The sequence below is a fragment of the Anoxybacillus pushchinoensis genome, from assembly GCF_900111795.1.
In the GTDB taxonomy this organism is placed as follows: Bacteria; Bacillota; Bacilli; order Bacillales; family Anoxybacillaceae; genus Anoxybacillus; species Anoxybacillus pushchinoensis.
Genome location: NZ_FOJQ01000003.1, coordinates 1 through 23,656 on the forward strand (window position 1 = coordinate 1; position 23,656 = coordinate 23,656).

At 41.2% G+C, this 23,656-nt stretch carries 20 protein-coding genes and 7 tRNA genes; 19 read left to right on the top strand and 8 right to left on the bottom strand.

Going from position 1 to position 23,656, the window contains the following annotated elements; genetic code table 11:
• The first annotated feature begins 115 nt into the window (after positions 1–115).
• The 7 genes from BM213_RS01420 to BM213_RS01450 all read left to right on the top strand — a co-directional run bounded on the left by BM213_RS01420 (position 116) and on the right by BM213_RS01450 (position 1,041).
• Positions 116–188 (top strand) — tRNA-Thr (locus BM213_RS01420).
• Between the two features lie 8 nt (positions 189–196).
• Positions 197–272, top strand: a tRNA-His gene (locus BM213_RS01425).
• Positions 273–610: 338 nt separating this feature from the next.
• Positions 611–681: transfer RNA gene (locus tag BM213_RS01430), tRNA-Gly, on the top strand.
• Positions 682–686: 5 nt separating this feature from the next.
• A tRNA-Ile gene (locus BM213_RS01435) sits at positions 687–760 on the top strand.
• A 28-nt stretch (positions 761–788) separates the two neighbouring features.
• Positions 789–863, top strand: a tRNA-Asn gene (locus BM213_RS01440).
• Between the two features lie 3 nt (positions 864–866).
• Positions 867–958, top strand: a tRNA-Ser gene (locus tag BM213_RS01445).
• Between the two features lie 11 nt (positions 959–969).
• Positions 970–1,041, top strand: a tRNA-Glu gene (locus BM213_RS01450).
• Positions 1,042–1,106: 65 nt separating this feature from the next.
• Here BM213_RS01450 and BM213_RS01455 read toward each other — a convergent pair.
• The gene (locus tag BM213_RS01455; protein WP_091700171.1) at positions 1,107–2,072 is read right to left on the bottom strand and encodes a cation diffusion facilitator family transporter; all 966 of its coding nucleotides are present in this window, start codon (positions 2,070–2,072) and stop codon (positions 1,107–1,109) included.
• A 265-nt stretch (positions 2,073–2,337) separates the two neighbouring features.
• Between BM213_RS01455 and glgB the strand changes: the two genes are divergently transcribed.
• Genes glgB through BM213_RS01480 form a run of 5 tightly spaced genes read left to right on the top strand, consistent with a single transcriptional unit; the run spans position 2,338 to position 10,227 of the window.
• Positions 2,338–4,272, top strand: a complete 1,935-nt coding sequence (gene glgB, locus BM213_RS01460; protein WP_091700173.1) for a 1,4-alpha-glucan branching enzyme — start codon at positions 2,338–2,340, stop codon at positions 4,270–4,272.
• Entirely contained in the window at positions 4,220–5,392 is a 1,173-nt protein-coding gene (locus BM213_RS01465; protein ID WP_003397727.1) for a glucose-1-phosphate adenylyltransferase, read from the top strand. Before glgB ends, BM213_RS01465 begins: the two co-directional genes overlap by 53 nt.
• Entirely contained in the window at positions 5,380–6,402 is a 1,023-nt protein-coding gene (locus BM213_RS01470; RefSeq protein ID WP_091700175.1) for a GlgC family sugar phosphate nucleotidyltransferase, read from the top strand. Before BM213_RS01465 ends, BM213_RS01470 begins: the two co-directional genes overlap by 13 nt.
• Positions 6,399–7,853 (top strand): glycogen synthase GlgA, encoded by a 1,455-nt coding sequence (gene glgA, locus BM213_RS01475; protein ID WP_091700177.1) that lies wholly within the window; start codon positions 6,399–6,401, stop codon positions 7,851–7,853. The genes BM213_RS01470 and glgA overlap by 4 nt, the downstream gene beginning before the upstream one ends.
• Positions 7,840–10,227: a glycogen/starch/alpha-glucan phosphorylase gene (locus BM213_RS01480; RefSeq protein ID WP_091700180.1), complete on the top strand. Its 2,388-nt coding sequence runs from the start codon at positions 7,840–7,842 to the stop codon at positions 10,225–10,227. The genes glgA and BM213_RS01480 overlap by 14 nt, the downstream gene beginning before the upstream one ends.
• Positions 10,228–10,386: 159 nt before the next feature.
• On the opposite strand, the gene BM213_RS01485 is transcribed toward BM213_RS01480, so the two are convergent.
• Positions 10,387–11,124: a yteA family sporulation protein gene (locus tag BM213_RS01485; RefSeq protein ID WP_091700182.1), complete on the bottom strand. Its 738-nt coding sequence runs from the start codon at positions 11,122–11,124 to the stop codon at positions 10,387–10,389.
• Between the two features lie 80 nt (positions 11,125–11,204).
• Entirely contained in the window at positions 11,205–12,140 is a 936-nt protein-coding gene (locus BM213_RS01490; RefSeq protein WP_091700184.1) for a 1,4-dihydroxy-2-naphthoate polyprenyltransferase, read from the bottom strand.
• A 157-nt stretch (positions 12,141–12,297) separates the two neighbouring features.
• On the opposite strand from BM213_RS01490, the gene BM213_RS01495 reads away from it, so the two are divergent.
• Genes BM213_RS01495 through BM213_RS01515 form a run of 5 tightly spaced genes read left to right on the top strand, consistent with a single transcriptional unit; the run spans position 12,298 to position 18,506 of the window.
• Positions 12,298–13,647 (top strand): isochorismate synthase, encoded by a 1,350-nt coding sequence (locus BM213_RS01495; RefSeq protein WP_091700186.1) that lies wholly within the window; start codon positions 12,298–12,300, stop codon positions 13,645–13,647.
• A gap of 2 nt (positions 13,648–13,649) precedes the next feature.
• Positions 13,650–15,389 (top strand): 2-succinyl-5-enolpyruvyl-6-hydroxy-3-cyclohexene-1-carboxylic-acid synthase, encoded by a 1,740-nt coding sequence (gene menD, locus BM213_RS01500; RefSeq protein WP_091700188.1) that lies wholly within the window; start codon positions 13,650–13,652, stop codon positions 15,387–15,389.
• Positions 15,386–16,213 carry a 2-succinyl-6-hydroxy-2,4-cyclohexadiene-1-carboxylate synthase gene (gene menH / locus BM213_RS01505; protein WP_091700190.1) on the top strand — a complete coding sequence of 276 codons (828 nt, stop codon included), beginning with the start codon at positions 15,386–15,388 and terminating at the stop codon, positions 16,211–16,213. The genes menD and menH overlap by 4 nt, the downstream gene beginning before the upstream one ends.
• Complete coding sequence (menB, locus tag BM213_RS01510; protein WP_006320645.1) at positions 16,203–17,021, top strand: 1,4-dihydroxy-2-naphthoyl-CoA synthase; 819 nt, start codon at positions 16,203–16,205, stop codon at positions 17,019–17,021. The genes menH and menB overlap by 11 nt, the downstream gene beginning before the upstream one ends.
• Positions 17,022–17,078: 57 nt before the next feature.
• Positions 17,079–18,506, top strand: a complete 1,428-nt coding sequence (locus BM213_RS01515) for an o-succinylbenzoate--CoA ligase (protein WP_208601848.1) — start codon at positions 17,079–17,081, stop codon at positions 18,504–18,506.
• Positions 18,507–18,526: 20 nt separating this feature from the next.
• Here the strand turns inward: BM213_RS01515 and cydB are convergent, their stop codons facing one another.
• The 3 genes from cydB to BM213_RS01530 form a co-directional block, all read right to left on the bottom strand.
• The gene (cydB, locus tag BM213_RS01520) at positions 18,527–19,555 is read right to left on the bottom strand and encodes a cytochrome d ubiquinol oxidase subunit II (RefSeq protein ID WP_091700194.1); all 1,029 of its coding nucleotides are present in this window, start codon (positions 19,553–19,555) and stop codon (positions 18,527–18,529) included.
• Positions 19,545–20,894: a cytochrome ubiquinol oxidase subunit I gene (locus BM213_RS01525; RefSeq protein ID WP_091700196.1), complete on the bottom strand. Its 1,350-nt coding sequence runs from the start codon at positions 20,892–20,894 to the stop codon at positions 19,545–19,547. The genes cydB and BM213_RS01525 overlap by 11 nt, the downstream gene beginning before the upstream one ends.
• A 174-nt stretch (positions 20,895–21,068) precedes the next feature.
• Positions 21,069–21,224, bottom strand: coding sequence for a DUF1540 domain-containing protein (locus BM213_RS01530; RefSeq protein WP_091700198.1), 156 nt, complete (start codon positions 21,222–21,224; stop codon positions 21,069–21,071).
• A gap of 175 nt (positions 21,225–21,399) precedes the next feature.
• Between BM213_RS01530 and BM213_RS01535 the strand changes: the two genes are divergently transcribed.
• On the top strand, positions 21,400–21,699 hold the full coding sequence (locus tag BM213_RS01535; protein WP_091700200.1) for a DUF2325 domain-containing protein: 300 nt from the start codon (positions 21,400–21,402) through the stop codon (positions 21,697–21,699).
• A complete protein-coding gene (locus tag BM213_RS01540; protein ID WP_208601849.1) occupies positions 21,696–22,148 on the top strand; it encodes a diverged REC-like domain-containing protein in 453 nt (150 codons plus the stop codon). The genes BM213_RS01535 and BM213_RS01540 overlap by 4 nt, the downstream gene beginning before the upstream one ends.
• Before the next feature lie 24 nt (positions 22,149–22,172).
• On the opposite strand, the gene BM213_RS01545 is transcribed toward BM213_RS01540, so the two are convergent.
• Positions 22,173–23,210: a ribonucleotide-diphosphate reductase subunit beta gene (locus BM213_RS01545; RefSeq protein ID WP_091700204.1), complete on the bottom strand. Its 1,038-nt coding sequence runs from the start codon at positions 23,208–23,210 to the stop codon at positions 22,173–22,175.
• Positions 23,164–23,655, bottom strand: coding sequence for a flavodoxin domain-containing protein (locus tag BM213_RS01550; protein WP_091700206.1), 492 nt, complete (start codon positions 23,653–23,655; stop codon positions 23,164–23,166). Before BM213_RS01550 ends, BM213_RS01545 begins: the two co-directional genes overlap by 47 nt.
• Position 23,656: the final 1 nt, after the last annotated feature.

Here is a 23,656-nt window from a genome sequence, read left to right on the forward strand (position 1 = left end):
GAGGAGTACCCAAGTCTGGCTGAAGGGGTCGGTCTTGAAAACCGAGAGGCGTCGAAAGGCGCGCGGGGGTTCGAATCCCTCCTCCTCCGCCATCACTTTCGTTTGCTTATATTGTGCCGGCTTAGCTCAATTGGTAGAGCAACTGACTTGTAATCAGTAGGTTGCGGGTTCAAGTCCTGCAGCCGGCATCATTGTGGCGGCTATGGCGAAGTGGTTAACGCACCAGATTGTGGCTCTGGCATTCGTGGGTTCGATTCCCACTAGTCGCCCCATAACATCACATTTTACTTCATTATGCGGGTGTAGTTTAGTGGTAAAACCTCAGCCACGAGCGACGCTTCGTCGAGTAAACTACGAGTTGCCTCGACGCATCCATCATCTTTGAATATGCTAGTAGAGGAAGAGGCATGACTGAGCGAGATGAATGTTGTTGCTTATTATAAAATTCGACGTGCGGGTGTAGTTTAGTGGTAAAACCTCAGCCACGAGCGATGCATCGTCGAGAAAGCGGCGAGTTGCCTCGACGCATCCATCTTCGTTGAGTATGCTAGTAGAGGAAGAGGCATGGTCGGGCGTGGTAAATGATTGTAGGTATACTGAATTGAAGCGTGCGGGTGTAGTTTAGTGGTAAAACCTCAGCCTTCCAAGCTGATGTCGTGGGTTCGATTCCCATCACCCGCTTACGTGGGCCTATAGCTCAGCTGGTTAGAGCGCACGCCTGATAAGCGTGAGGTCGGTGGTTCAAGTCCACTTAGGCCCATTTGTATTTCTAAATGTTATGTTTTTATTCCGCAGTAGCTCAGTGGTAGAGCACTCGGCTGTTAACCGAGCGGTCGTAGGTTCGAATCCTACCTGCGGAGCCATTTGGAGAAGTACCCAAGTGGCTGAAGGGGACGGTTTGCTAAACCGTTAGGTCGCGTTTTGCGGCGCGCGGGTTCAAATCCCGCCTTCTCCGCCATTGCCACATATGGCCCGTTGGTCAAGTGGTTAAGACACCGCCCTTTCACGGCGGTAACACGGGTTCGAATCCCGTACGGGTCACTAATAAAAGTAGGGCTAACCTTGCAAGGTTAGCCCTACTTTTTTGTATTAGATGCATCGTTTTTCTAAACATTATCCTCATTTTCGTACGGTTCACTCACGTCATTTCTCTTTTCTAAAAACTTTTTTCCATACTCGCCATGTTGATGAATAGATGGATGTTCCACCTGAACAGTTACATGAGAGAGATTGTATTTTTCCTTTAGCAGTTCATTAATAGCTAAAATGATGCAAAACGGCTGGATGCATTCGTTGATAAGAACATGCGCTGTTAAAGAATAATGATCGGTTGAAATGGCCCAAATATGCAGTTCATGTACATCTTCAACCCCTTCAACAGCGAGAATATCGGTGCGAATACGCTCGATGTCAAATTGAGGGGGCACGGCATCCATTAAAATAAAATATGATTCACGAACAATTTTTGCACCGCCTATAAAAATAATAGTACCAATCACGATGCTAATAAGCGGATCGAACATATATAGCCCTGTAAAGTAAATGAGTATGGCTGAAATAATGACACCGATGGAACTTAATAAATCACCAATGAAATGCCATAATGCGCTTTTTACATTTAAATTTTCTTCTTCCTTTATGCTCCTACTTAAGACGATGGTTAATATGAGATTAACGACAAAACCGATCGTTGCGATCGTTAACATGAGTGAAAACTGAATGTTTTCAGGATGAATAAAACGACGAATCCCCTCAATGAAAATCCCAATAGCAATAATCATGAGCGCTAGTCCGTTCAAAAATGACGCAATAATTTCAAAACGTAAATAGCCAAACGTAAATCTTTCATTGGGAGGACGGGAAGCTAAGTAAATCGCAATCATGCTTAAGCTTAATGCAATGACATCAGAAGCCATATGTACTGAGTCTGACAACAAGGCGAGGGAGTTGGATAAAATGCCTCCAATGATCTCCACAATCGTGAAAAAAGTTGTTAATATCAATGTCGTCCAAAGCGCCTTTTTTGACGCAGTTTGTGCTTTCATATGTGGCAAGTGATGATAATCGTACATTATGCATTCCCCTTATTTAAATTTAATATTAAAAAATATAAATAATAATTACTATAAACTAGTTTATATAATTATTATTTGATACTCAAGTGATAATTATATGAACGTTCATATTGATTTTCATTTCGTCACATTTTTATGTGATTTGTTGAACGATGTTGAAAAATATCTTAATTTTCTTACAGGAATTTTATATAGCTTTGTGTAATATATTCAGTACGTAATTGTTTTTGGGCATTTTATTTCAGAAAGGGTGAGAAGGTGTATGTTAACGATGAGTCCAACTGATTTGCAGATGCATTTATTCCATGAAGGAACATTTTATCAAAGTTATCAATTATTTGGCGCGCATTTAGTGAAACAAGATGGAACGATTGTCACTCGTTTTTGTGTATGGGCTCCACATGCTAAGGAAATTCGGCTTGTTGGAACGTTTAACAACTGGAACGGGGAACAACATAAATTAACAAAAATAAATGAACAAGGAGTATGGATGATTGTTGTCCATGAAAATTTAGAAGGGCATCTATATAAATACGAAATTATAACAAAAGATGGACGCACCTTTCTTAAAGCTGACCCATACGCGTTTTATGCAGAAGAACGCCCCAATACTGCCTCTATTGTATATGAATTAGATGGATATAAATGGAATGATCAGGCATGGCAAAGGAAGAAAAAACGTAAACGGGTTTATGACCAACCTATGTTTATTTATGAAGTTCATTTTGGTACATGGAAAAAGAAAGATGATGGGCAGTTTTATACATATAGGGAGATGGCAGATGAGTTAATTCCTTATGTTGTTGAACATGGATTTACTCATATCGAGTTGTTACCACTTATTGAGCATCCGCTCGATCGCTCGTGGGGATATCAAGGAACAGGTTATTATGCTGCAACAAGTCGGTATGGAACGCCACACGATTTGATGTATTTCATCGATCGGTGCCATCAAGAAGGAATTGGTGTCATTTTAGATTGGGTTCCTGGACATTTTTGTAAAGATGCACACGGATTGTATATGTTTGATGGTGAACCGACGTATGAATATGTGAATATGCAAGATCGCGAAAATATTGTTTGGGGAACGGCGAATTTTGACCTAGGAAAATCGGAAGTGCATAGTTTCTTAATTTCAAACGCTCTGTTTTGGCTTCGGTATTATCATATTGACGGTTTTCGTGTCGATGCTGTTGCGAACATGCTTTATTGGCCGAACAGCGATGTGCTACATCCAAATCCATATGCGATTTCATTTTTAAAAAAGCTGAATGAAGTTGTATTTGCTTTTGATCCAAGCGTGCTAATGATTGCAGAAGATTCAACTGATTGGCCGAAAGTAACAGCGCCGACGTATGATGGCGGGTTAGGATTTAACTATAAATGGAATATGGGCTGGATGAACGACGTGTTAAGTTATATGGAAACGGGCATGAGTGAACGAAAACATATGCATCACAAAATGACATTTTCTCTACTTTATGCTTATACGGAAAACTTTATTTTACCTTTATCCCATGACGAAGTAGTACATGGAAAAAAATCGTTGTTGAATAAGATGCCCGGCGATTATTGGGATAAATTCGCCCAACTTCGCTTGCTTTACGGCTATTTTATGACTCATCCAGGAAAAAAACTATTATTTATGGGTGGAGAGTTCGGACAGTTTGATGAGTGGAAAGATTTAGAACAACTCGACTGGGTGCTATTTGATTTTGATATGCATCGAAAAATGGATGATTACGTGAAATCCCTCACGTATTTTTATAAAAAACAAAAGGCACTATATGAATATGATCATGATCCAAATGGGTTTGAATGGATTGATGTGAACAACGCTGAACAAAGTATTTTTTCTTTTATTCGGCGCGGAAAAAAAGAGGAAGATACGCTAATTGTTGTTTGTAACTTCACAAATGTTGTATATGACAATTACAAAATTGGTGTGCCATTTCTGACATCATATCGGGAAGTATTCAACAGCGATGATGTGATGTACGGTGGTGCGGGACATATAAACAAAAAGCCACTTAAGGCATGTGAAGAACCATATCACGGAAAGCCGTACCACATTCGAATGACGATTCCGCCGTATGCTATCACTATTTTACGGCCAACTAGAAAAAGAGAAGGGAAGGAAAGCTATGGTACGAAAAAAGTGCGTCGCTATGCTGCTCGCAGGGGGACAGGGAAGTAGGTTAAGTTCATTAACAAAAAATTTAGCTAAGCCCGCTGTGCCGTTTGGAGGAAAGTATCGCATTATTGATTTTACGTTAAGTAATTGCGCCAATTCCGGTATTGATACAGTTGGCGTGCTGACTCAATATCAACCGCTAGAGTTAAATACGTATATTGGAATTGGTAGTGCATGGGATTTGGATCGGAAACATGGAGGGGTGGCCGTTCTTCCACCGTATGCAGAATCTTCTGAAATGCGGTGGTATAAAGGAACAGCAAACGCGATTTATCAAAATCTAAACTATTTAGAGCAATACGATCCGGAGTATGTGCTCATTCTTTCAGGTGACCATATTTATAAAATGAACTATGCGCATATGCTACAATACCATATCGAGAAAAAGGCAGATGTGACGATTTCTGTTATTGAAGTGCCATGGGAAGAAGCGAGTCGTTTTGGCATTATGAACACAAATGAGGAGATGGAAATTGTTGAGTTTGAAGAAAAGCCAGCTCATCCGAAAAATAATTTAGCCTCCATGGGCATTTATATTTTTAAATGGTCTGTTTTAAAAGAATATTTGGAAATGGACAATCGCAACGATCGTTCGAGTCATGATTTTGGCAAGGATATTATCCCTTTACTTATCGATGAAAAAAAGCGACTTGTTGCCTATCCATTTAAAGGATATTGGAAAGATGTCGGTACAGTAAAGAGTTTATGGGAAGCAAATATGGATTTACTCGAAGATACCCCGGCATTAAACTTATTCGATCATACGTGGCGCATTTATTCTGTCAATCCGAATGAGCCACCGCAATATATTGCTCCATATGCGCAAGTAAAAGAATCTTTAGTGAATGAAGGATGCATTGTTGAAGGGCATGTAGAGCATTCTGTATTGTTCCAAGGGGTGCACATTGCACAAGGTGCAACGGTAAAAGATTGCGTTGTTATGCCCAATGCGGTTATTGGGAAAAATGTATACATTGAAAAAGCGATTGTTCCACCGAACATAGAAATTCCAGACGGAACTTCCATTTATGCTAGTTCATCTGAAGGGGAAGTCATTCTTGTAACAGAGGGGCTTTTGGGACATTTTTCAGAGAGAGAGGATGAAAAGCTGTGGGAAAATTAATGCTTGGGGTCATTGATGCTACAACATATAAGAAGGAAATGAACGATTTAACGCTCCAGCGTTCGATTGCGGCTGTCCCGTTTGCTGGGCGTTACCGATTAATCGATTTTGTTTTGTCGAATATGGTAAACTCATGTATTGAAAGTGTCGCTATTTTTCCAAAGTATCAATATCGCTCGTTAATGGATCATCTTGGTTCGGGGAAAAATTGGGATTTGAACCGAAAACGTGATGGATTATTTTTTTTTCCTTCGCCTGATCTTCCGATTTCCCATATCGGCTCGTTTCAACATTTTCAACAACATATTGACTACTTTTTGAGAAGCACGCAAAAATACGCTCTCATTTGCAATAGCTATACAGTATGTAACATTGATTATGAAGAAGTGTTAAAGCGTCATATTACCAACCGTTGCGACATTACCCGCATATGTCATCGTGGTCAATCACTTGATATGTTTATTTTAGAAACATCATTGTTGCTTGATTTAATTGCAAATCAACAAAACAATCGTTACCAAAGTATTGTCGACGTCGTCAATGATGAAACGAACGGATTAACGGTATGCGACTATGAATATAATGGGTACGTTGCGATCATCGATAGCATCGAGCGTTATTTTTATCATAGTTTGGAGCTTCTTCAACCAGATGTGTGGAAACAGTTGTTTTTAAAAGGGAGACCTATTTATACGAAAGTAAAAGATGAACCACCGACAAAGTATACATCGCACGCTTGCGTTCGCAATGCGATGATTGCGAACGGATGCATCATTGAAGGAAAAGTTGAAAATAGCATTATTTCGAGGGCAGTTAAAATCGGAAAAGGAACTGTTGTCCAAAATAGTGTTGTCATGCAAAAAAGTCAAATTGGAGAAAATTGTTACCTCGAGTATGTCATCATAGATAAAGATGCTCGTATTGGCGATGGCGTTCAATTGATCGGGACGCCGAAGGAGCCAATCGTCATTCGAAAAGGGACAATACAAGGAGCGCTGATGAAATCGTGAAAGTGTTATTTGTTGTATCAGAATGTGTACCATTTGTGAAAACAGGCGGTTTAGCCGATGTTGCTGGTGCGCTACCAAAAGAGCTGAAAAAGCTCGGAACCGATGTGCGTGTCATGTTGCCGAAATATGGATTGATTCCGCAACATATGCGTCAAAAAATGAAAAAAATAGCTGAACTCGTTGTTCGCGTTGGCTGGAGAAGGCAATATTGTGGAATTGAACAGTTAGAACATGAAGGAATCACATACTATTTCGTCGACAACGAATATTATTTTAAACGCGATTCATTGTATGGGCATTACGATGATGGCGAGCGTTTTTCATATTTTTGCCGGGCCGTTCTGGACTGTCTTCCGGTCATCGACTTTCAGCCAAATGTCATTCATTGTCATGATTGGCATACAGGAATGATCCCGTTTTTGTTGCGTGAAGAATATATGAGAAATTCATTTTACGCACAGATAAAAACGGTATTTACAATTCATAATTTGCAGTTCCAAGGCATTTTTCCACGCGAAATTTTGGGGGACTTGCTAAATTTAAGCGACCGCTATTTTTCAATTGAACATTTAGAGTTTTACGGACATGTCAGTTTTATGAAAGGGGCGCTCGTCTCCGCACATCTGATCACTACTGTTAGTCCGACGTATAAAGAAGAGATTCAAACACCGTATTACGGTGAGCGGCTTGACGGACTGTTGCGTGCGCGAAGCTCACATTTAGTTGGTATTTTAAATGGGATTGATGATGGAATATATAATCCGAAAAAGGACCCATATATTGCAGTGCCATATGATGTGACGACGATTGCGCGAAAAAGCATAAATAAACGGGCGCTTCAACAACATTTTTCGTTACCGTCAGAGGAAGATGTTCCGGTAATTGCGATCGTTTCGAGATTAACAAAGCAAAAAGGGTTGGATTTGGTCAAATGTGTATTTCATGAAATCATTGCTGAACACGTGCAAATGATTATTCTCGGAACAGGAGAGTGGGAATTTGAACATTTCTTTCACGAAATGGCAATGACGTATCCGGATCGTGTGCGGGTATATATCGGCTTCTCGGAGCAGCTTGCCCATCAGATTTATGCCGGTGCTGATATGTTTTTAATGCCATCTCAGTTTGAGCCGTGCGGTCTTGGGCAGCTCATTGCGATGCGTTACGGGGCTGTGCCGATCGTCCGAGAAACAGGTGGATTAAACGATACGGTGCAGTCATTTAACGAATTCACGAAAGAAGGAACAGGTTTTACGTTTAAAAACTTTAACGCCCATGACATGTTATATACGATTCAACGAGCTCGTTCATTTTATGAACAAAAAGAAATATGGGAAAAAATTATAGAACAGGCGATGAGTCGCGACTACAGTTGGGCCAAATCAGCATTTAAATACAATCAATTATACGACGAACTAATGGCTGGGAGTGACATCTATGTTCACGAATAAAGAAGAGTTTAAACAGACATTTTTAAAACGATTAGAAATGATGTACGGAAAACGTTTTTGGGAGTCAACCGTTCTTGATCAATACAATACGTTAGGTCATATGATTCGAGAGTATATTAGCAAACATTGGATTCAGACGAACGAACGATACCGTGCTGAGCATAAAAAGCAAGTATATTATTTATCGATTGAATTTTTGTTGGGACGGTTGCTAGGAAGTAACTTAATGAATCTTGGCATACGAGATGTTGTCGAAGAAGGGTTGAAAGAACTAGGGATTGAATTGAGCCACATTGAAGAAGTCGAAATCGATGCGGGACTAGGAAATGGAGGGCTTGGGCGCCTAGCTGCTTGTTTTTTAGACTCGCTTGCTTCGCTTGACTTGCCCGGGCATGGTCAAGGTATTCGATATAAGCATGGGTTGTTTGATCAAAAAATTGTAAATGGTTATCAAGTCGAACTCCCGGAACAATGGTTGCGTCATGGAAACGTTTGGGAAGTGAAAAAAGAGGATTTAGCGGTAGAAGTCAATTTTTGGGGGAAAGTGGAATGCTACGAACAAAACGGTCGGTTAACGTTTCGACATTATGATACGGAAAAAGTGATGGCCGTCCCTTACGATATGCCTGTTATCGGATATGATACGACGACTGTAAATACGTTGCGACTATGGAGTGCCGAGCCTGCCAAATTTCCGCTTCATAAGCATGTGATGCAATATAAAAGGGAAACGGAAGCAATTTCTGAATTTTTATACCCTGATGACACGAATGATGAAGGGAAAATTTTAAGACTAAAACAACAATATTTTCTTGTTGCTGCAAGTATCGGGAGCATTGTACGTGATTATCGTCAGCGGTACGGACATTTACATCATTTCCATCGCCACGTAGCTATTCATGTGAATGACACGCATCCTGTATTAGCGATTCCAGAACTTATGCGCATCTTGCTAGATGAGGAAGGAATGGGATGGGACGAAGCGTGGCATATTACGACGAATACGATTTCTTATACGAATCATACAACATTATCTGAAGCGTTAGAAAAATGGCCAATCTACATTTTTCAACCACTTTTGCCGCGAATTTATATGATTGTGCAAGAAATTAACGAACGGTTTTGTCGTGATTTATGGAATCGATATCCTGGTGATTGGAAAAGGATTGAGGAGATGGCCATCATTGCTCACGGATTAGTGAAGATGGCTCATTTAGCAATTGTAGGAAGTTATAGTGTAAATGGGGTCGCGAAAATCCACTCTGAAATTTTAAAGCATCGCGAAATGAAATGGTTTTATGAGTATTTTCCAGAAAAATTTAATAATAAAACGAACGGTATTACACATCGACGTTGGCTATTAAAAGCGAATGATCAACTTTCCACACTCATTAGCGAAGCCATTGGAACAGAATGGATAAAACAACCAGATCAGCTCATTCAACTAAAAAAGTATACAACGGATCGCTCGTTTCAAGAGCAATTGGCAAAAGTGAAGCACTTCCATAAACAACAATTAGCAACATATATTCAAGAAAAAACAGGGGTTATTGTGGATGATTCGTCGATTTTTGATGTGCAAGTGAAGCGGCTGCATGCATATAAACGGCAGTTGTTAAATGTGTTGCATATTATGCATTTATATAATCGTCTAAAAGAAGATGAGCATTTTGCCATGCATCCGCGCACGTTCATTTTTGGCGCAAAAGCATCACCGGGATATCATTATGCGAAACGAATCATTAAGTTAATTAATTCCGTGGCGCAAAAAGTGAATGGTGATGAGCAAATTAACGGGCGATTAAAAGTCATTTTTTTAGAAAATTACCGTGTTTCGTTAGCAGAAAAGATTTTTCCAGCTGCTGATGTGAGCGAACAAATTTCGACAGCTAGTAAAGAAGCATCTGGAACGGGAAATATGAAATTCATGATGAACGGAGCGATTACGATTGGAACACTTGACGGGGCAAATATTGAAATTTTAGAGCGCGTTGGTCATGATAATATGTTTATTTTTGGGTTAACCGCGGAAGAAGTGTTGCATTATTATGCAAATGGCGGTTATCATTCGTATGAATATTATCATCATGATCAGCGCATTCATCAAGTGGTCAACCAACTTGTGAATGGCTTTTTCCCTGATGCATACGACCATTTTGAACCGATTTACGATTCGTTGCTCGCCCATAATGATCAATATTTTGTTTTGCGCGATTTTGCATCGTATGCTGATGCGCAACAGCGGGTTGGGACAACGTATGAAAATCGCAATAAATGGCTAGAAATGAGCGTCGTAAACATCGCTTGTTCGGGATATTTTTCAAGCGACCGAACCATTGAAGAATATGCTCACGACATTTGGCGCATTCACTAGCAAAAAAGGGATTGTGGCATTAGCTCACAACTTTCCGAAAGTAGCCGGCATCCGTCAGCTACTTTCATTAAACATCGAGAAAATATAAAAGCAAGTGGAGAGAAACGAATTGTTTTTCTCCACTTGTTTCATTTTAGGGACTTATCGGACAGTCCTTTTTTAAGAAGTATAAGGATCTTTCTCATAAGCAGGAAGATCACCGAGCGGGGACATAAGATGTTCATCATCAAGCATTTGTTCGTATTGCTCGTGGACGATATTTGGATAAATGGTAATACCTGTTCCGTAAAGGTCTGTTGCTGCAAATGTTTCAAATGGCTCTACGTATCCAATTTGTTCCCCTGCGTCGATATACATTCGATCATAATGTTCCGCATCTTCTTGCACGTCGGAAGGTGTATCGGACGTACCGAAGCGAGCAACCTTTTGCCAGCTATCTTCGGCATCAAATGTTTCTGCGTCTTCATGAACGACAAATTCGCCGAATGGGGGAGACAGCACGCTTTCTTCAATGGGACGCTGTTGTGAAACTGCTTGATCGGTGCTATGTTCTTTACAAAACGTCGTTTTTGGAATGGCTTCAAGACGCTCCAATGGAATTGGTTTTCCACATACTTCACAAATTCCATATGTCCCTTCTTCCATCGCTTGTAATGCGCGCTCGATATCGTGAAGCTCTCGTTCCGTATGCTCGTTTAATGCGAGATCTTTTTCCCGCTCATACAGCTCTGTTCCGCTATCTGCGGGATGGTTATCGTAGTTCGATAACTCCCCAACGGAATCATAGGTAGACGTTTTTGTGAGCCCGAAATGGTCGTTTTGCTTTAGTCGCTGTTCGATTTGTTGTTTTTCTTGCAATAACCGTTTACGCAAAGCGGCTACATGATGCAATATCATCCCTCCTTAACGTTTCGCTACGTATAGTATTTACTAAAAAGAAAAAACCATAGCGCGAAGGCTATAGTTTTTTTAGCTAGCTATTGTATCCAGTAATGAATGAATAGACCAACGACAAGTAAAAAGCCGAATTGTGTATTTGTTTGAGCTGTTGCTTTCATGGCTGGCATCATTTCGATTGGTTTTGTTTTTCCAACAAATCCTTTCGTCGCTTGCCACGCCTTTGGTATGCTGAAAAATACGAGCAACGTCCATGGTGAGATGGTTTTGCTAAAAACAAGCGATGCGATCCATAAAAACGATGCAATAAACATGCTACCTAATAGCCAAATGGCTCGTTGTCTTCCAAGCAAAATAGCTAATGTTTTCCGACCGCTTTTTTTATCTCCATCTAAGTCGCGAATGTTATTGGCTAACAAGATGGCCCCGACTAAAATAGAGATAGGGACGGAGACAAGCATAGGTGTCGTTGTAATCGTGCCTGTTTGAATAAAAAATGAAATTAAAATAATAGTAAATCCCATAAAGAAGCCTGCCGCTAACTCTCCAAACGGCGTATAAGCAATTGGAACAGGTCCACCCGTATAAAAATATCCAGCAGCCATGCAAACCGTGCCGATGACAGCTAGCCACCAACTGCTATTGGCGCAAATGTAAACGCCGAGTAGCATAGCGATCGCAAAGAAAGACCAAGCGAGCAATAAAACAGTTTTTGGCGAAATGCCATCGCGAACAATAGCTCCACCGATTCCGACAGATTCGGGTGTATCGAGCCCTCTTTTATAATCGTAATATTCATTAAACATATTTGTTGCAGCTTGGATAAATAATGAGGCAACGAGCATGGCAATGAATAAAGGGGAGTGAATTGGTTCTTCATCTACGGCAAGCACCGTACCAACGGAAACAGGAATGAACGCCGCAGTCAGCGTATGTGGTCGCAATAGGCGCCACCAAACGCGCCAGTCTCGTTTATAGCGAACAGTTCCGATATTTGAACGTACTGGTGTTGGCATACCCTTCTTCTCCTTTAAGAAAAATGTCGTTCACAATAAGTTTAGGGAAGAGGGGAAAATGTGTCAATGTTTTGACAGCATAAATTGTTTCCTATCTCTAAAAAACAATATTATAATGGAAAAGGGATAAAAAGTTTAAGTATAGGCGTGATACAAGGTGGTTACTTTATATCAAAGCAAAGTTATTGACCAAGTGCGTGATGCGTTAAACAAAAAAAGGCATATGGCTAGTGTCGCTGTAAAAATAAAACAAATCGACCCACTCACCTTTTTTGAAGCTGGCGCAAAGTTATTCCACGGTCAGCGTTTTTACTGGTCAGATTGTTTGCGTGAACAAACGTTTGTTGGGCTTGGACATGCGTACGTCATAAAAAGCGAAAATAAGACGAGTGAGCGGTTTCGTGAAGTGGAATATGCATGGAAACAAATGGTGGAAGGCGCTTTCATTCAAGGTGAAGGACCGCTTATGTTTGGTGGATTTGCTTTTGATCCGATGAAGCGATCAGCTGAACATTGGGATAACTTCCCTTCTGCTCAGTTTGTTGTGCCTACATTTTTGTTGACGAAGAAACAAGATGAAACGTGGCTTACAGTTAACGTCGTTCATGAATCCCTTGAACAAATCGAGCATATGATAGATTCGTTATTTGCACAGCACGAGGAAGGGAAATGGGGCGGCTCGTACGTTGTAAAAAAAGAGGAAGTCGCGCGTGATCATTGGCTTCATGCTGTTCATCATGCAATGCGTCTCATTCAGCATGGAGTCATTGAAAAAGTTGTTTTAGCTCGTGAACTGGTTCTTTCCTTTTCTGAGCGGCTAAACTATGCCCATGTGTTGCGCTCGTTGCGCGAACAACAGCCGATGAGCTATATTTTCGCATTTGAAAACGGATCACCTTGCTTCATCGGGGCATCACCGGAACAGCTTGTTAAAAAGAACGAAGATATATGTGAGACAGCTTGTTTAGCAGGGTCTATTCGTCGTGGGCATACGATAAAGGAAGATGAAGAGCTTGGTCGATGGTTGTTAAGAGATGAAAAAAATCGTCACGAGCATGCGTTTGTAGTCGATATGATTGAACGTGCGATGAACGAAGTATGTGCGGAAGTCATCGTTCCGAGTGAGCCGGTTCTCTTAAAAATGCGACATATTCAACATTTGTACACACCTGTTCGTGCGAAAGTTCACGATGACGTTTCTATTTTTTCACTTGTTGAACGACTACATCCGACACCAGCGCTCGGAGGATTTCCAAAAGAAAAGGCAGTACAAACGATTCGGGAGATTGAGCCGCTCGATCGCGGATGGTATGCTGCTCCAATTGGTTGGGTTGATGCTAAAGGAAATGGAGAGTTTGCGGTGGCGATTCGATCGGCATTACTTCATGATCATGAAGCGCATTTATTTGCTGGATGTGGTATTGTTGCTCACTCTAATCCGCGTAGCGAGTATGAGGAAACGAATGTAAAGTTTAAGCCGATGTTATTAGCGTTGGAGGGGAAATGAAGATGAATGACATGACGGTATACGTTGCAGCGTTTGTTGAGCAATTAGCTCATATGGGGATACAGCAAGTTGTAGTTAGTCCAGGTTCCCGTTCTACCCCTCTTGCGATGATTATGGCAGAACATCCAGCTTTAAATATTCACGTCCATATTGACGAGCGTTCTGCTGCCTTTTTCGCATTAGGCATCGCGAAAGTTTCTGGGAAGCCAGTCGCTCTCGTTTGCACATCTGGAACGGCAGTGGCCAATTATTACCCAGCAATCGTTGAGGCATATTATGCCCGTGTTCCGCTTGTCGTTGTTACAGCTGATCGGCCTCATGAACTGCGCGATGTCGGAGCGCCACAGGCGATTGATCAACTGCATATGTACGGTTCGTATGTAAAATGGTTCGTTGATATGGCTCTTCCAGAAGGGAGTGAGCAGATGATTCGCTATGCGGAAATGGTAGCTGCCCGTGCAGTATGTGTTGCATCATCTGTTCCGAAAGGCCCGGTTCACATTAATGTTCCGCTACGCGAACCGCTCGTTCCTAAAATCAACGAACCATTATTTTCGTCATCTTCTTCCGCTCGTGCTGTCTACAAAGGAAGTAAGCATCTGAGCGAAGACATGATCGATGAATTGTATGAACAGCTGCACAATGTCGAAAAAGGGGTAATTGTATGTGGAGATTTGCATGTAGAAGGGTTTTCTGAAGCGGTTGTTCAGTTAGCTGAAGCATTGCAATATCCTATTTTAGCTGATCCGCTCTCTTCCTTGCGAACAGGTGTACATGAAAAGCGGTTCATTATTGAATCGTATGATGCGATGTTAAAATGTGAATCGTTTATGAAACGGTTCGCTCCAGATGTAGTGATTCGTTTCGGAGCAATGCCTGTATCTAAATCGCTTTACGTTTGGTTACAACATCATAAACAAGCGAAACAAATTGTCGTCGATGAAGCAGCACAGTGGCGAGATCCGACATTATCACTTCATACGCTTGTTGAGGCAAATGAAGTGCAATTTTGTTATCAATTAGCTGAACGTGCTTTTGCTGCGAACCGTTCGTCACAATGGGTCAATGAATGGAAAAAAATGAATGAGCAAGCGAAGCGAATATTGTTGCAAGCAAAAGAAGAAGAGGCTATGTTCGAAGGAAGAGTGTTTATTGAATTATGTGAACTATTGCCTGATGGGGCGACTCTTTTCGTCGGAAACAGCATGCCGATTCGCGATGCGGATACATTTTTTATGTCATCGAATAAACGAATTCGCTTATTAGCCAATCGTGGGGCAAACGGAATTGATGGGGTTGTATCGAGCGCTCTCGGGGCAAGCTATGTTGCCCAACCGCTTGTGCTAGTCATTGGAGACTTGTCGTTTTATCACGATGTAAATGGTTTACTTGCGGCTAAATTACAAAAGCTACATGCGACAATCATCGTATTAAACAATAACGGTGGAGGCATTTTCTCCTTTTTGCCACAGGTGAATGAACGAAAGCATTTTGAACGGTTATTTGGAACGCCGACGCATTTATCATTTCACCATGTTGTCGACATGTATGACGGGCATTATGAAAAGGTAGAGACGTGGGAACATTTCCGTCAAGCGTTAACAAATGCATTTTCCCGTGAGACGTTAAATGTCATTGAAGTCCCTTCGTCACGCGAATATAATGTCAAAATCCATCAAAAATTGTGGAAAGATGTTTCCCAGGAAATGTGCAACTTGTTGAATAAAGGGGAATGGGCATGAAGTTTGTCATTCATGGGCAAACGTATTATGTAGAAATGTACGGAAGCGGGCAGCCGCTCTTATTGCTGCACGGCTTTACAGGCAGCTGTCGCACGTGGCATCCGTTTGTTGAAGCATGGGGCGAGCATATGCAATGCATAGCGATCGACATCGTTGGTCATGGACGGACAGATGCCCCTTCTTCTGTCGAGCGATATCATATTGAAACGGTCGCGAAACATATTGCTACATTGCTTGAGCAATTGGAAATAAAAAAAGCTCACGTCTTAGGCTATTCCATGGGTGGGAGGCTTGCGCTAACATTTGCGGTTCGTTATCCGCATCTTGTTCAAACATTAATATTGGAAAGCAGCTCCCCAGGATTAAAGACGGAAAAGGAGAGAATAAAGCGGCGCGAAGAAGATGAGCGATTAGCACAGTTTATTGAAAAACATGGGGTGGCGTCGTTTGTTGAGCGATGGGAAAACATCCCGTTGTTTTCTTCGCTCCAACGTCTTCCATTAGATGTACAACAACAATTGCGTGAAGAACGTCTGCAGCATCAAGCGATCGGGTTAGCGAACAGTTTACGTGGCATGGGAACAGGAGCCCAACCTTCTTGGTGGGACACGTTGCACCAATTGACAATGCCAACATTGTTGATTTGTGGAGAAAATGATGAAAAGTTTTGTCGAATCGCGTCAGAAATGGTACAATTATTACCAAACGGAACGCTCATTACCGTTCCGCATGTTGGGCATGTTGTGCATATTGAACAGCGTGAACGGTTTTGTACACTTGTTCAACAATTTGTGTTAAGAGGAGGCTTGTTGTATGGCGATTGAATGGATAAAAGAGAGGGAATATGAAGATATTTTATATGAAACGTATAACGGCATTGCGAAAATTACAATTAATCGCCCAGAAGTACATAATGCGTTTCGCCCGAAAACGGTCATGGAGTTAATTGATGCATTTGCTTATGCCCGTGACGACTCGAATATTGGTGTGATTATTTTGACGGGAGCAGGTGGCAAAGCGTTTTGCTCTGGCGGTGATCAAAAAGTGCGTGGGCATGGGGGATATGTTGGCGACGATCAAATTCCACGCTTAAACGTGCTGGACTTGCAACGTTTAATTCGCGTTATTCCAAAACCAGTCATTGCGATGGTCGCTGGTTATGCAATTGGTGGAGGTCATGTGCTACATGTCGTGTGTGACTTAACGATTGCAGCAGATAACGCGATCTTCGGACAAACAGGGCCGAAAGTTGGAAGCTTTGATGGCGGGTATGGGGCTGGTTATTTAGCACGTATTGTCGGCCATAAAAAAGCGCGTGAAATTTGGTATTTATGCCGCCAATACAATGCTCAAGAGGCGTTGGAAATGGGATTAGTCAACAAAGTTGTTCCGCTTGAGCAACTTGAAGAAGAAACGGTGAAATGGGCGGAGGAGATTTTAGAAAAGAGCCCGACAGCGATTCGTTTCTTAAAGGCTGCATTTAATGCCGATACAGATGGACTTGCAGGTATTCAACAACTTGCTGGAGATGCAACGCTTCTTTACTATACAACGGATGAAGCTAAGGAAGGACGCGATGCGTTTAAAGAAAAGAGAAAACCGGACTTCAAGCAGTTCCCGCGTTTTCCGTAAACACGACAGCAGCTTGATGTGTGCGCATCAAGCTGTTTTTTTGAAGGTGGTGTGAAGATGATTCCAAATTGGTTACGTCAACGTGCACATTTAACTCCGAATCGTGTAGCGCTATACGACGACACACAATCGATTTCATTTGCGGAACTTCATGAACGAGCGGTAAAACGGGCGCGGCAACTCGCGTATCTCGGTGTAAAAAAAGGTGACGTTGTAGCTGTTTTAATGAAAAATAGTGTGCACATGGTTGAAATTATTCACGCCATTCAATATATTGGAGCTATTGCTTTATTGCAAAATGTTCGGTTGTCAGTTGAGGAAGTAAGGTGGCAACTTGAACATAGCGGAGCCCGTTTCGTTATTTGTGATGAATCGTTTCCTGATGAACGAGCGGTCATATGGAATGAGTTTGTTCATATGGATGAACGAGATGGACAATGGCAAACGATGTACAATTTTGACGATGTGGCAACGATTATGTATACATCAGGAACAACAGGGAAGCCGAAAGGTGTCATGCAGACGTATGGGAATCATTGGTGGAGTGCGATCGGTTCTGTCCTTAACCTCGGATTGCGTGAAGATGATTGCTGGCTTGCAGCAGTTCCTTTTTTTCATGTTAGCGGTTTGTCCATTTTAATGCGTAGCGTGATTTATGGAATTGGAGTGTACATCATGTCTTCGTTTGATGCAAAGCGCGCGAACGAGTTCATTGCTCAACGGAACATAACGATCATGTCCGCTGTGAGTACAATGGTACAACAAATGGTTAAGGAATTGAAACAGCCGTATCCTTCGTCTTTTCGTTGCATGCTCATCGGTGGCGGTCCAGTGCCGGAGTCTTTATTGCAAAGGTGTGATCGTTTGAATATACCTGTATATCAAACGTACGGAATGACGGAGACAGCTTCCCAAGTTGCTACATTATCCCCGGAGGCGCGCCATAAGCATGGTTCAGCAGGAAAGCCGCTTTTTCATATGAACATTCGGATTGAAAAAGACGGGGAAATTATGCATGCAAATGAAGCGGGAGAAATTGTTGTCAAAGGCCCGAGCGTGATGAAAGGATATTGGCGAAATGAGCAGGCGACGGCCGCTGTTTTAAAAGACGGTTGGTTATATACCGGGGACATCGGATATATTGATGAAGAGGGATTTTTATATGTGCTCGATCGTCGCTCGGATTTAATTATTTCCGGTGGTGAAAACGTATATCCAGCTGAAATTGAATCCGTACTTTTGCAACATGAAGTTGTCAAAGAAGCGGGAGTGGTCGGTGTAGCAGATGAAACATGGGGACAAGTGCCATATGCGTTCGTTGTGTTAAATGATGAACACATAACAGAAGAGAAATTAAAGCAATTTTGTATGAATAAACTCGCAAAATATAAAGTGCCAAAACGAATTCAAGTTGTTGATCATTTGCCGCGCAACGCTGCGAACAAGCTGATGCGTCATGAGCTAAAAAAGTGGGTGAAACAATAAAGGAGGCAGGGGTGCCTCCTTTATTGATATCCTTTTGCTGTTTCTTTCGTAATTTTTTCTTTGAACAACTTGTAGCTCCAAAGTTGGTAACTAATGATGATAGGAACCATAACGATCGCAACACCGAGCATAATTTTTAAGTTTAGTTCGCTTCCCGCTGCTTCAAAAAGTGTTGTGCTATATTTCTCATCGATGCGCGAAGGAAGCATGTTTGGGAACATACCGATAAAGCCTGTTGCCATAAGTGTGAAAATAGTTAAGCAAATGTTTGCAAATGCAAGCCCGATTCGTTTTTGCCATACGAACAATAACATAAGCAACGCACATACGAAAGTAAGGGCAGGTACGATCCAAAGAATCGGAGCTTTCGTAAAGTTATCAAATAGTGTTGTCCGATTGCTTGTCGCAACAAAGAAAAGAGATAGTACGACAGCAGCGACAACAGAAGCTGGCCGTGCAATTTGATATGCTCGTTGTGCCACATCACCAACAGTTTTAATCATAATCCATAAAGCGCCAGATACAATGAATAAGCTTGTGAACAACAATCCACCTAATAGCCCATATGGATGTAACAAGCCGAGAAATGTTCCTTCATACCCCGAAGGTCCGATTTTTAAACCGTAAAATAAATTAGCAAAGGCGACGCCAAATAAAAGTGCTAAGGCAACACTACTAATTGTAAATGCCCACTTCCAACTTGTTTGCCAACGTTTCGACTCGTCTTTATGCATAAATTCTAATCCTGCTGCTCGGAAAAAGAGAGCGAATAAAATAAGCATCATTGGTGTGTACAAGAAGCTAAATAAGTCTGCATAAACGGCTGGAAACGCGGCGAATGTCGCCCCACCTGCTGTAATTAACCATACTTCGTTTCCGCCCCAAAAAGGTCCAACGGCTTCTTGAAGCTGATTTCTTTCTTGACGGTTTTTCGCTAAAAACGGGAATAACATTCCTGTACCGAGTGTATATCCATCTAAAACAAAGTAAACTGTCCAAATCAGCCCCCACAAGCCGAACCAAATGATCGCAACTGTTTCATGAGACATGTTGAACTTCCCCACCTTTCGTAGCTGTGGATGCATACGGTCCTTTTTTCGCATATTTCAACATTAAGTACACGTCAGCAATAAGCAAAATCGTATAAAACACGACTAAGCTGACGAGCGAGAAAAGGATTTGTGAGAGCGAGATTGGCGATACTGCCTCAGCTGTACGCATGAGACCATAAACAGTCCACGGTTGGCGACCGACTTCCGCAACGACCCATCCAGCATTAATCGCAACGTACGGTAACAAAACGGAATACATGACTACCTTTAAGAAGCGTTTTGATTCAATTAATTTATTTTTACGATACAAGTAAAACCCATACCAACATAAAGCGACGAAATATAGTCCGAGTGCGACCATTAATCGAAATGAGTAAAACACAATATTGACGTTCGGTCGTTCGTCTTTCGGAATTTGATCAAATCCAACGACTTTTCCATCAAACGAATGCGTATAAAAGTAACTTCCGAGCTTCGGAATCGTTAAAAATTCAACGATATTTCGTTCGTTTTTTGGATCCGGAATTTGAATAATATGAAAAGGTAACCCCTCTTTCGTTTCCCAAACAGCTTCTAGTGCTGCTCCTTTAGCAGGCTGCATCTTTGCCGCAAACGATGCTGATTTATGACCGATAAATGGTGTTGCTGTTGTCGCGATAAGACCTAGAATAAGTGCATACTTAAACGATTTTTCGAAAAATACGACATGCTGCTTACGCAACAAATGCCATGCGCTAACAGCCATCACAAAAAACGCTCCAACAATATAACAGCTAACGATTGTGTGCACAAACATATGCCAAGCATATGGATTCGTCACAACTTCCCAAAAGTTTTGTAGTTCGATGCGACCGTTTCTCTCAATATACCCGACCGGATTTTGCATAAACCCGTTTGCTGTAATAATCCAAAGTGCTGAAATGTTTGTACCGAGCGCAACCATCCAAATCGAGAACGCACGAAGCTTTGGAGAAATTTTGTCCTTCCCAAATAGCCAAATCCCCATAAATGTCGATTCTAAAAAGAAGGCAACGAGCGCTTCAATAGCGAGCGGAGAGCCGAAAATATCCCCCATATATTTTGAATACTCTGACCAGTTTGTGCCGAATTGAAATTCCATTGTAATGCCTGTGACAACCCCGAGAACGAAGTTAATTGCAAATAGTTTCCCCCAAAAGTCTGCCATTTGCCGATAAAGTGGATTTTTTGTTCGTACATGTTGTGTTTCCATCCATGCAATTAAAACAATAAGTCCAATCGTTAATGGAACGAACAAAAAATGATAAAAAACTGTAATGGCAAATTGAAAACGGCTAAGCAAAAGGACGTCGCTCATCTATCTCCCTCCAAGACGTTAAATATTTTTATATGTATAAGAGTAACCGCAACAAGTGAGAAAGAAGTGAGGGAAATGTTGCAAAGGTGTGACGATAATTTAAAAAAATGTGTCTATTTACTATGATTAACGTGAAAAAGAGAAACCTCCTTGCGATGGGCAAGGAGGTTATTTTCACTCGTTCGGTTGGAATGTTTTACAGTCCGTTTCTGTTGAGCTCGTCGCTATGGAGCCAGCATGGCTTACGATGTAAATGGCGTCTGCACTACATCGATTGTCTTGCGACCAAAACTGACAATTTTGTACTTCACAAAGTACATCTTTTGCCATGACCATTCCCTCCTTTCGATATGCTGATGTTAGTGTTGACAAAAGATTCACAAGGCATAACATGAAAAAACGAGCAAAAATAGTGAGAATTTTTATCATTAAATATTGACATAGATAATCATTCTCAATTAGAATGTAGTTGTGCAGTATAAAACAAAAAGTCGGAGGGAATGAGATGTCATCGTTATTAGTTGTTGGAGCTGATCATTTAGGAAACATTACTGATAAATTAAAAAGCTCAGGGTTCAAGGAAATTATTCATTTAGATGGAAGAAAAGTGAATATGGTGAAGCGACAAATTCCGGAGCACGTTGATATCGTATTCGTTATGACTGATTATATTAACCATAATTTAGCGAAAGTCATTAAACAAAAAGCGAAAGATCAGCATAAGCCGATTTATTTTGTGAAGCGTTCATGGAGCTCGATCCAAACGGTTATTCAACAAATGGGGGATGAACTAAGGGGGAGATGACATTGTGGCAATCGTTTTTAAATGACGTGCTAGCTTATCATTACAATATATCTCCATCTCATCGTTCATCGCTTACGTTGCTAAAAGGGATTGAACGGGCAACATCATCGTTTTCAATCGCTTCTTTTGACTCTCCCGTTACATATTATAAAACGATTGCGCAAATGACTGACTATTTGCTTCGTTTCGTTGCTCATGATCGGTCATTTGTTCATATATTTGACGAACGTGTAGCATTTATAACTGCATCTTGTACGTCTGAAACATGCGTTGTCCCATCATGTATGAATGTTTTCATTTTTGATTGCACCCCATCATTGCACGTATGTCGCCAATTTGAAGAACGGTTCGGACAAAAACCGAGAGCAGTGCGAATGTATTACGTCATGAAAAATCGTTTATTTCACGTCGTATTGAAAAACGAAGCATCTTTTACACACTTATTATAAAAAACCGGGCGACTACCCGGTTTTTTATAATTCATCAAATCCGTTTATATCTGTTGTTTTTGTGTATGACCGTGGGCGCGCTTCAAAAAAGTCAGTCTTTCCTAAGTTTACATTTTCGTCGCTAAACACGCGAATCCATGGCATACAATTTTCATCAGCATCGTATCGGTCATCTAGCCCAAGCATACGTAGCCGTTTATTTCCAAGATATTCGATATATTTTTCCATCTCTACTACATCAATCCCATCTATATCGCGTAACACGAAGCGCGACCATTCTACTTCATAACGGATCGCTTCATCGATGTAATCATATATCCATGCAGAAAATGATCCATCTTCATCAATATGTCGATTTTCCCATAATACAGCGCGAACAAGTTGAGAAATAAAGTAGCTATGGCATAGTTCATCTTTGTTGATATAGCTAATCATTGTAGATGTTTTTAACATTTTTTCATTTCTAGCCAAGTTATAGAAAAAGGCGAAACCGGAGTAAAAATTAATCCCTTCTAACACGAGTGAAGCGACAAGAGCCTGACAAAACGTTTCAACAGTTGGTTGTTCACGAAATGCTTCATATACGCGGATGACATGTTCATTTCGTTTATAAATATGTGGGTTCGTGCGCGCCATTTCAAAGGCGCGATGTTGCTCAGACAACTTTTCTATAGAAGCAAGAACGTAAGAATAAGATTGGTTATGAACGACTTCCTGTTGTTCAATAATGGAAAAAATAGCTTTTACGCTCGGATCTGTAATGTATTCTTTCATTGCTCCAATAAAGTTCGGCTGAACGGAATCTAGAATGGAGAGCAAACCGATAATGTGTAAAAATGCATCACGTTCACGTTCGCTTAAATGACGCCATTGTTTAATGTCATCAGACATGTTAATTTCAAATGGCGTCCAAAAGTTTCCAAGTAACATTTTGTATATATCATAAAAATGATTATATTTAATATCGTTCCAATTTAAAATGCCGCTTGCTTTTCCATTTATAATGCTTGTTGCTTTATTTGGATGCGACGGTTCCAACAATTTCACTTTCGTCAATAACAAAACGTTCGACCTCCTGCAATAGTTGTTGTACGAAAATAGCTGGCAAATGTTTTTGGTGACCGCGCGGCGATTGCTCGATTTTTAGCGTACCAAGTACCGATGTAACTTTTTGTAAATGGTACGCCATTTCATCGACAGCCCGGCAATAGTACGTCCACATTTGATCTCCTGTGCCAAACAGCGCCACAGGGGGCAAAGGAAGTTTTCGTTCTTTAATGAGAAAACGTAACAGTTTTCTCATCTCATCTGGAAGTTGTCCATTCCCCCACGTATATGAACCGAATAAAAGAAGGTGTGTTTCACGGATGAGCGACTCGATTGCAAATGCGTGTTGGACATCGATTGTTTTTACAGCATGTCCGTACGATAGAAAAGCTTGTTCAATCAAAAGGGCAACTTCTTTTGTGTTACCAGTTTTTGATGTATAACAAATAAGAACGTTCATT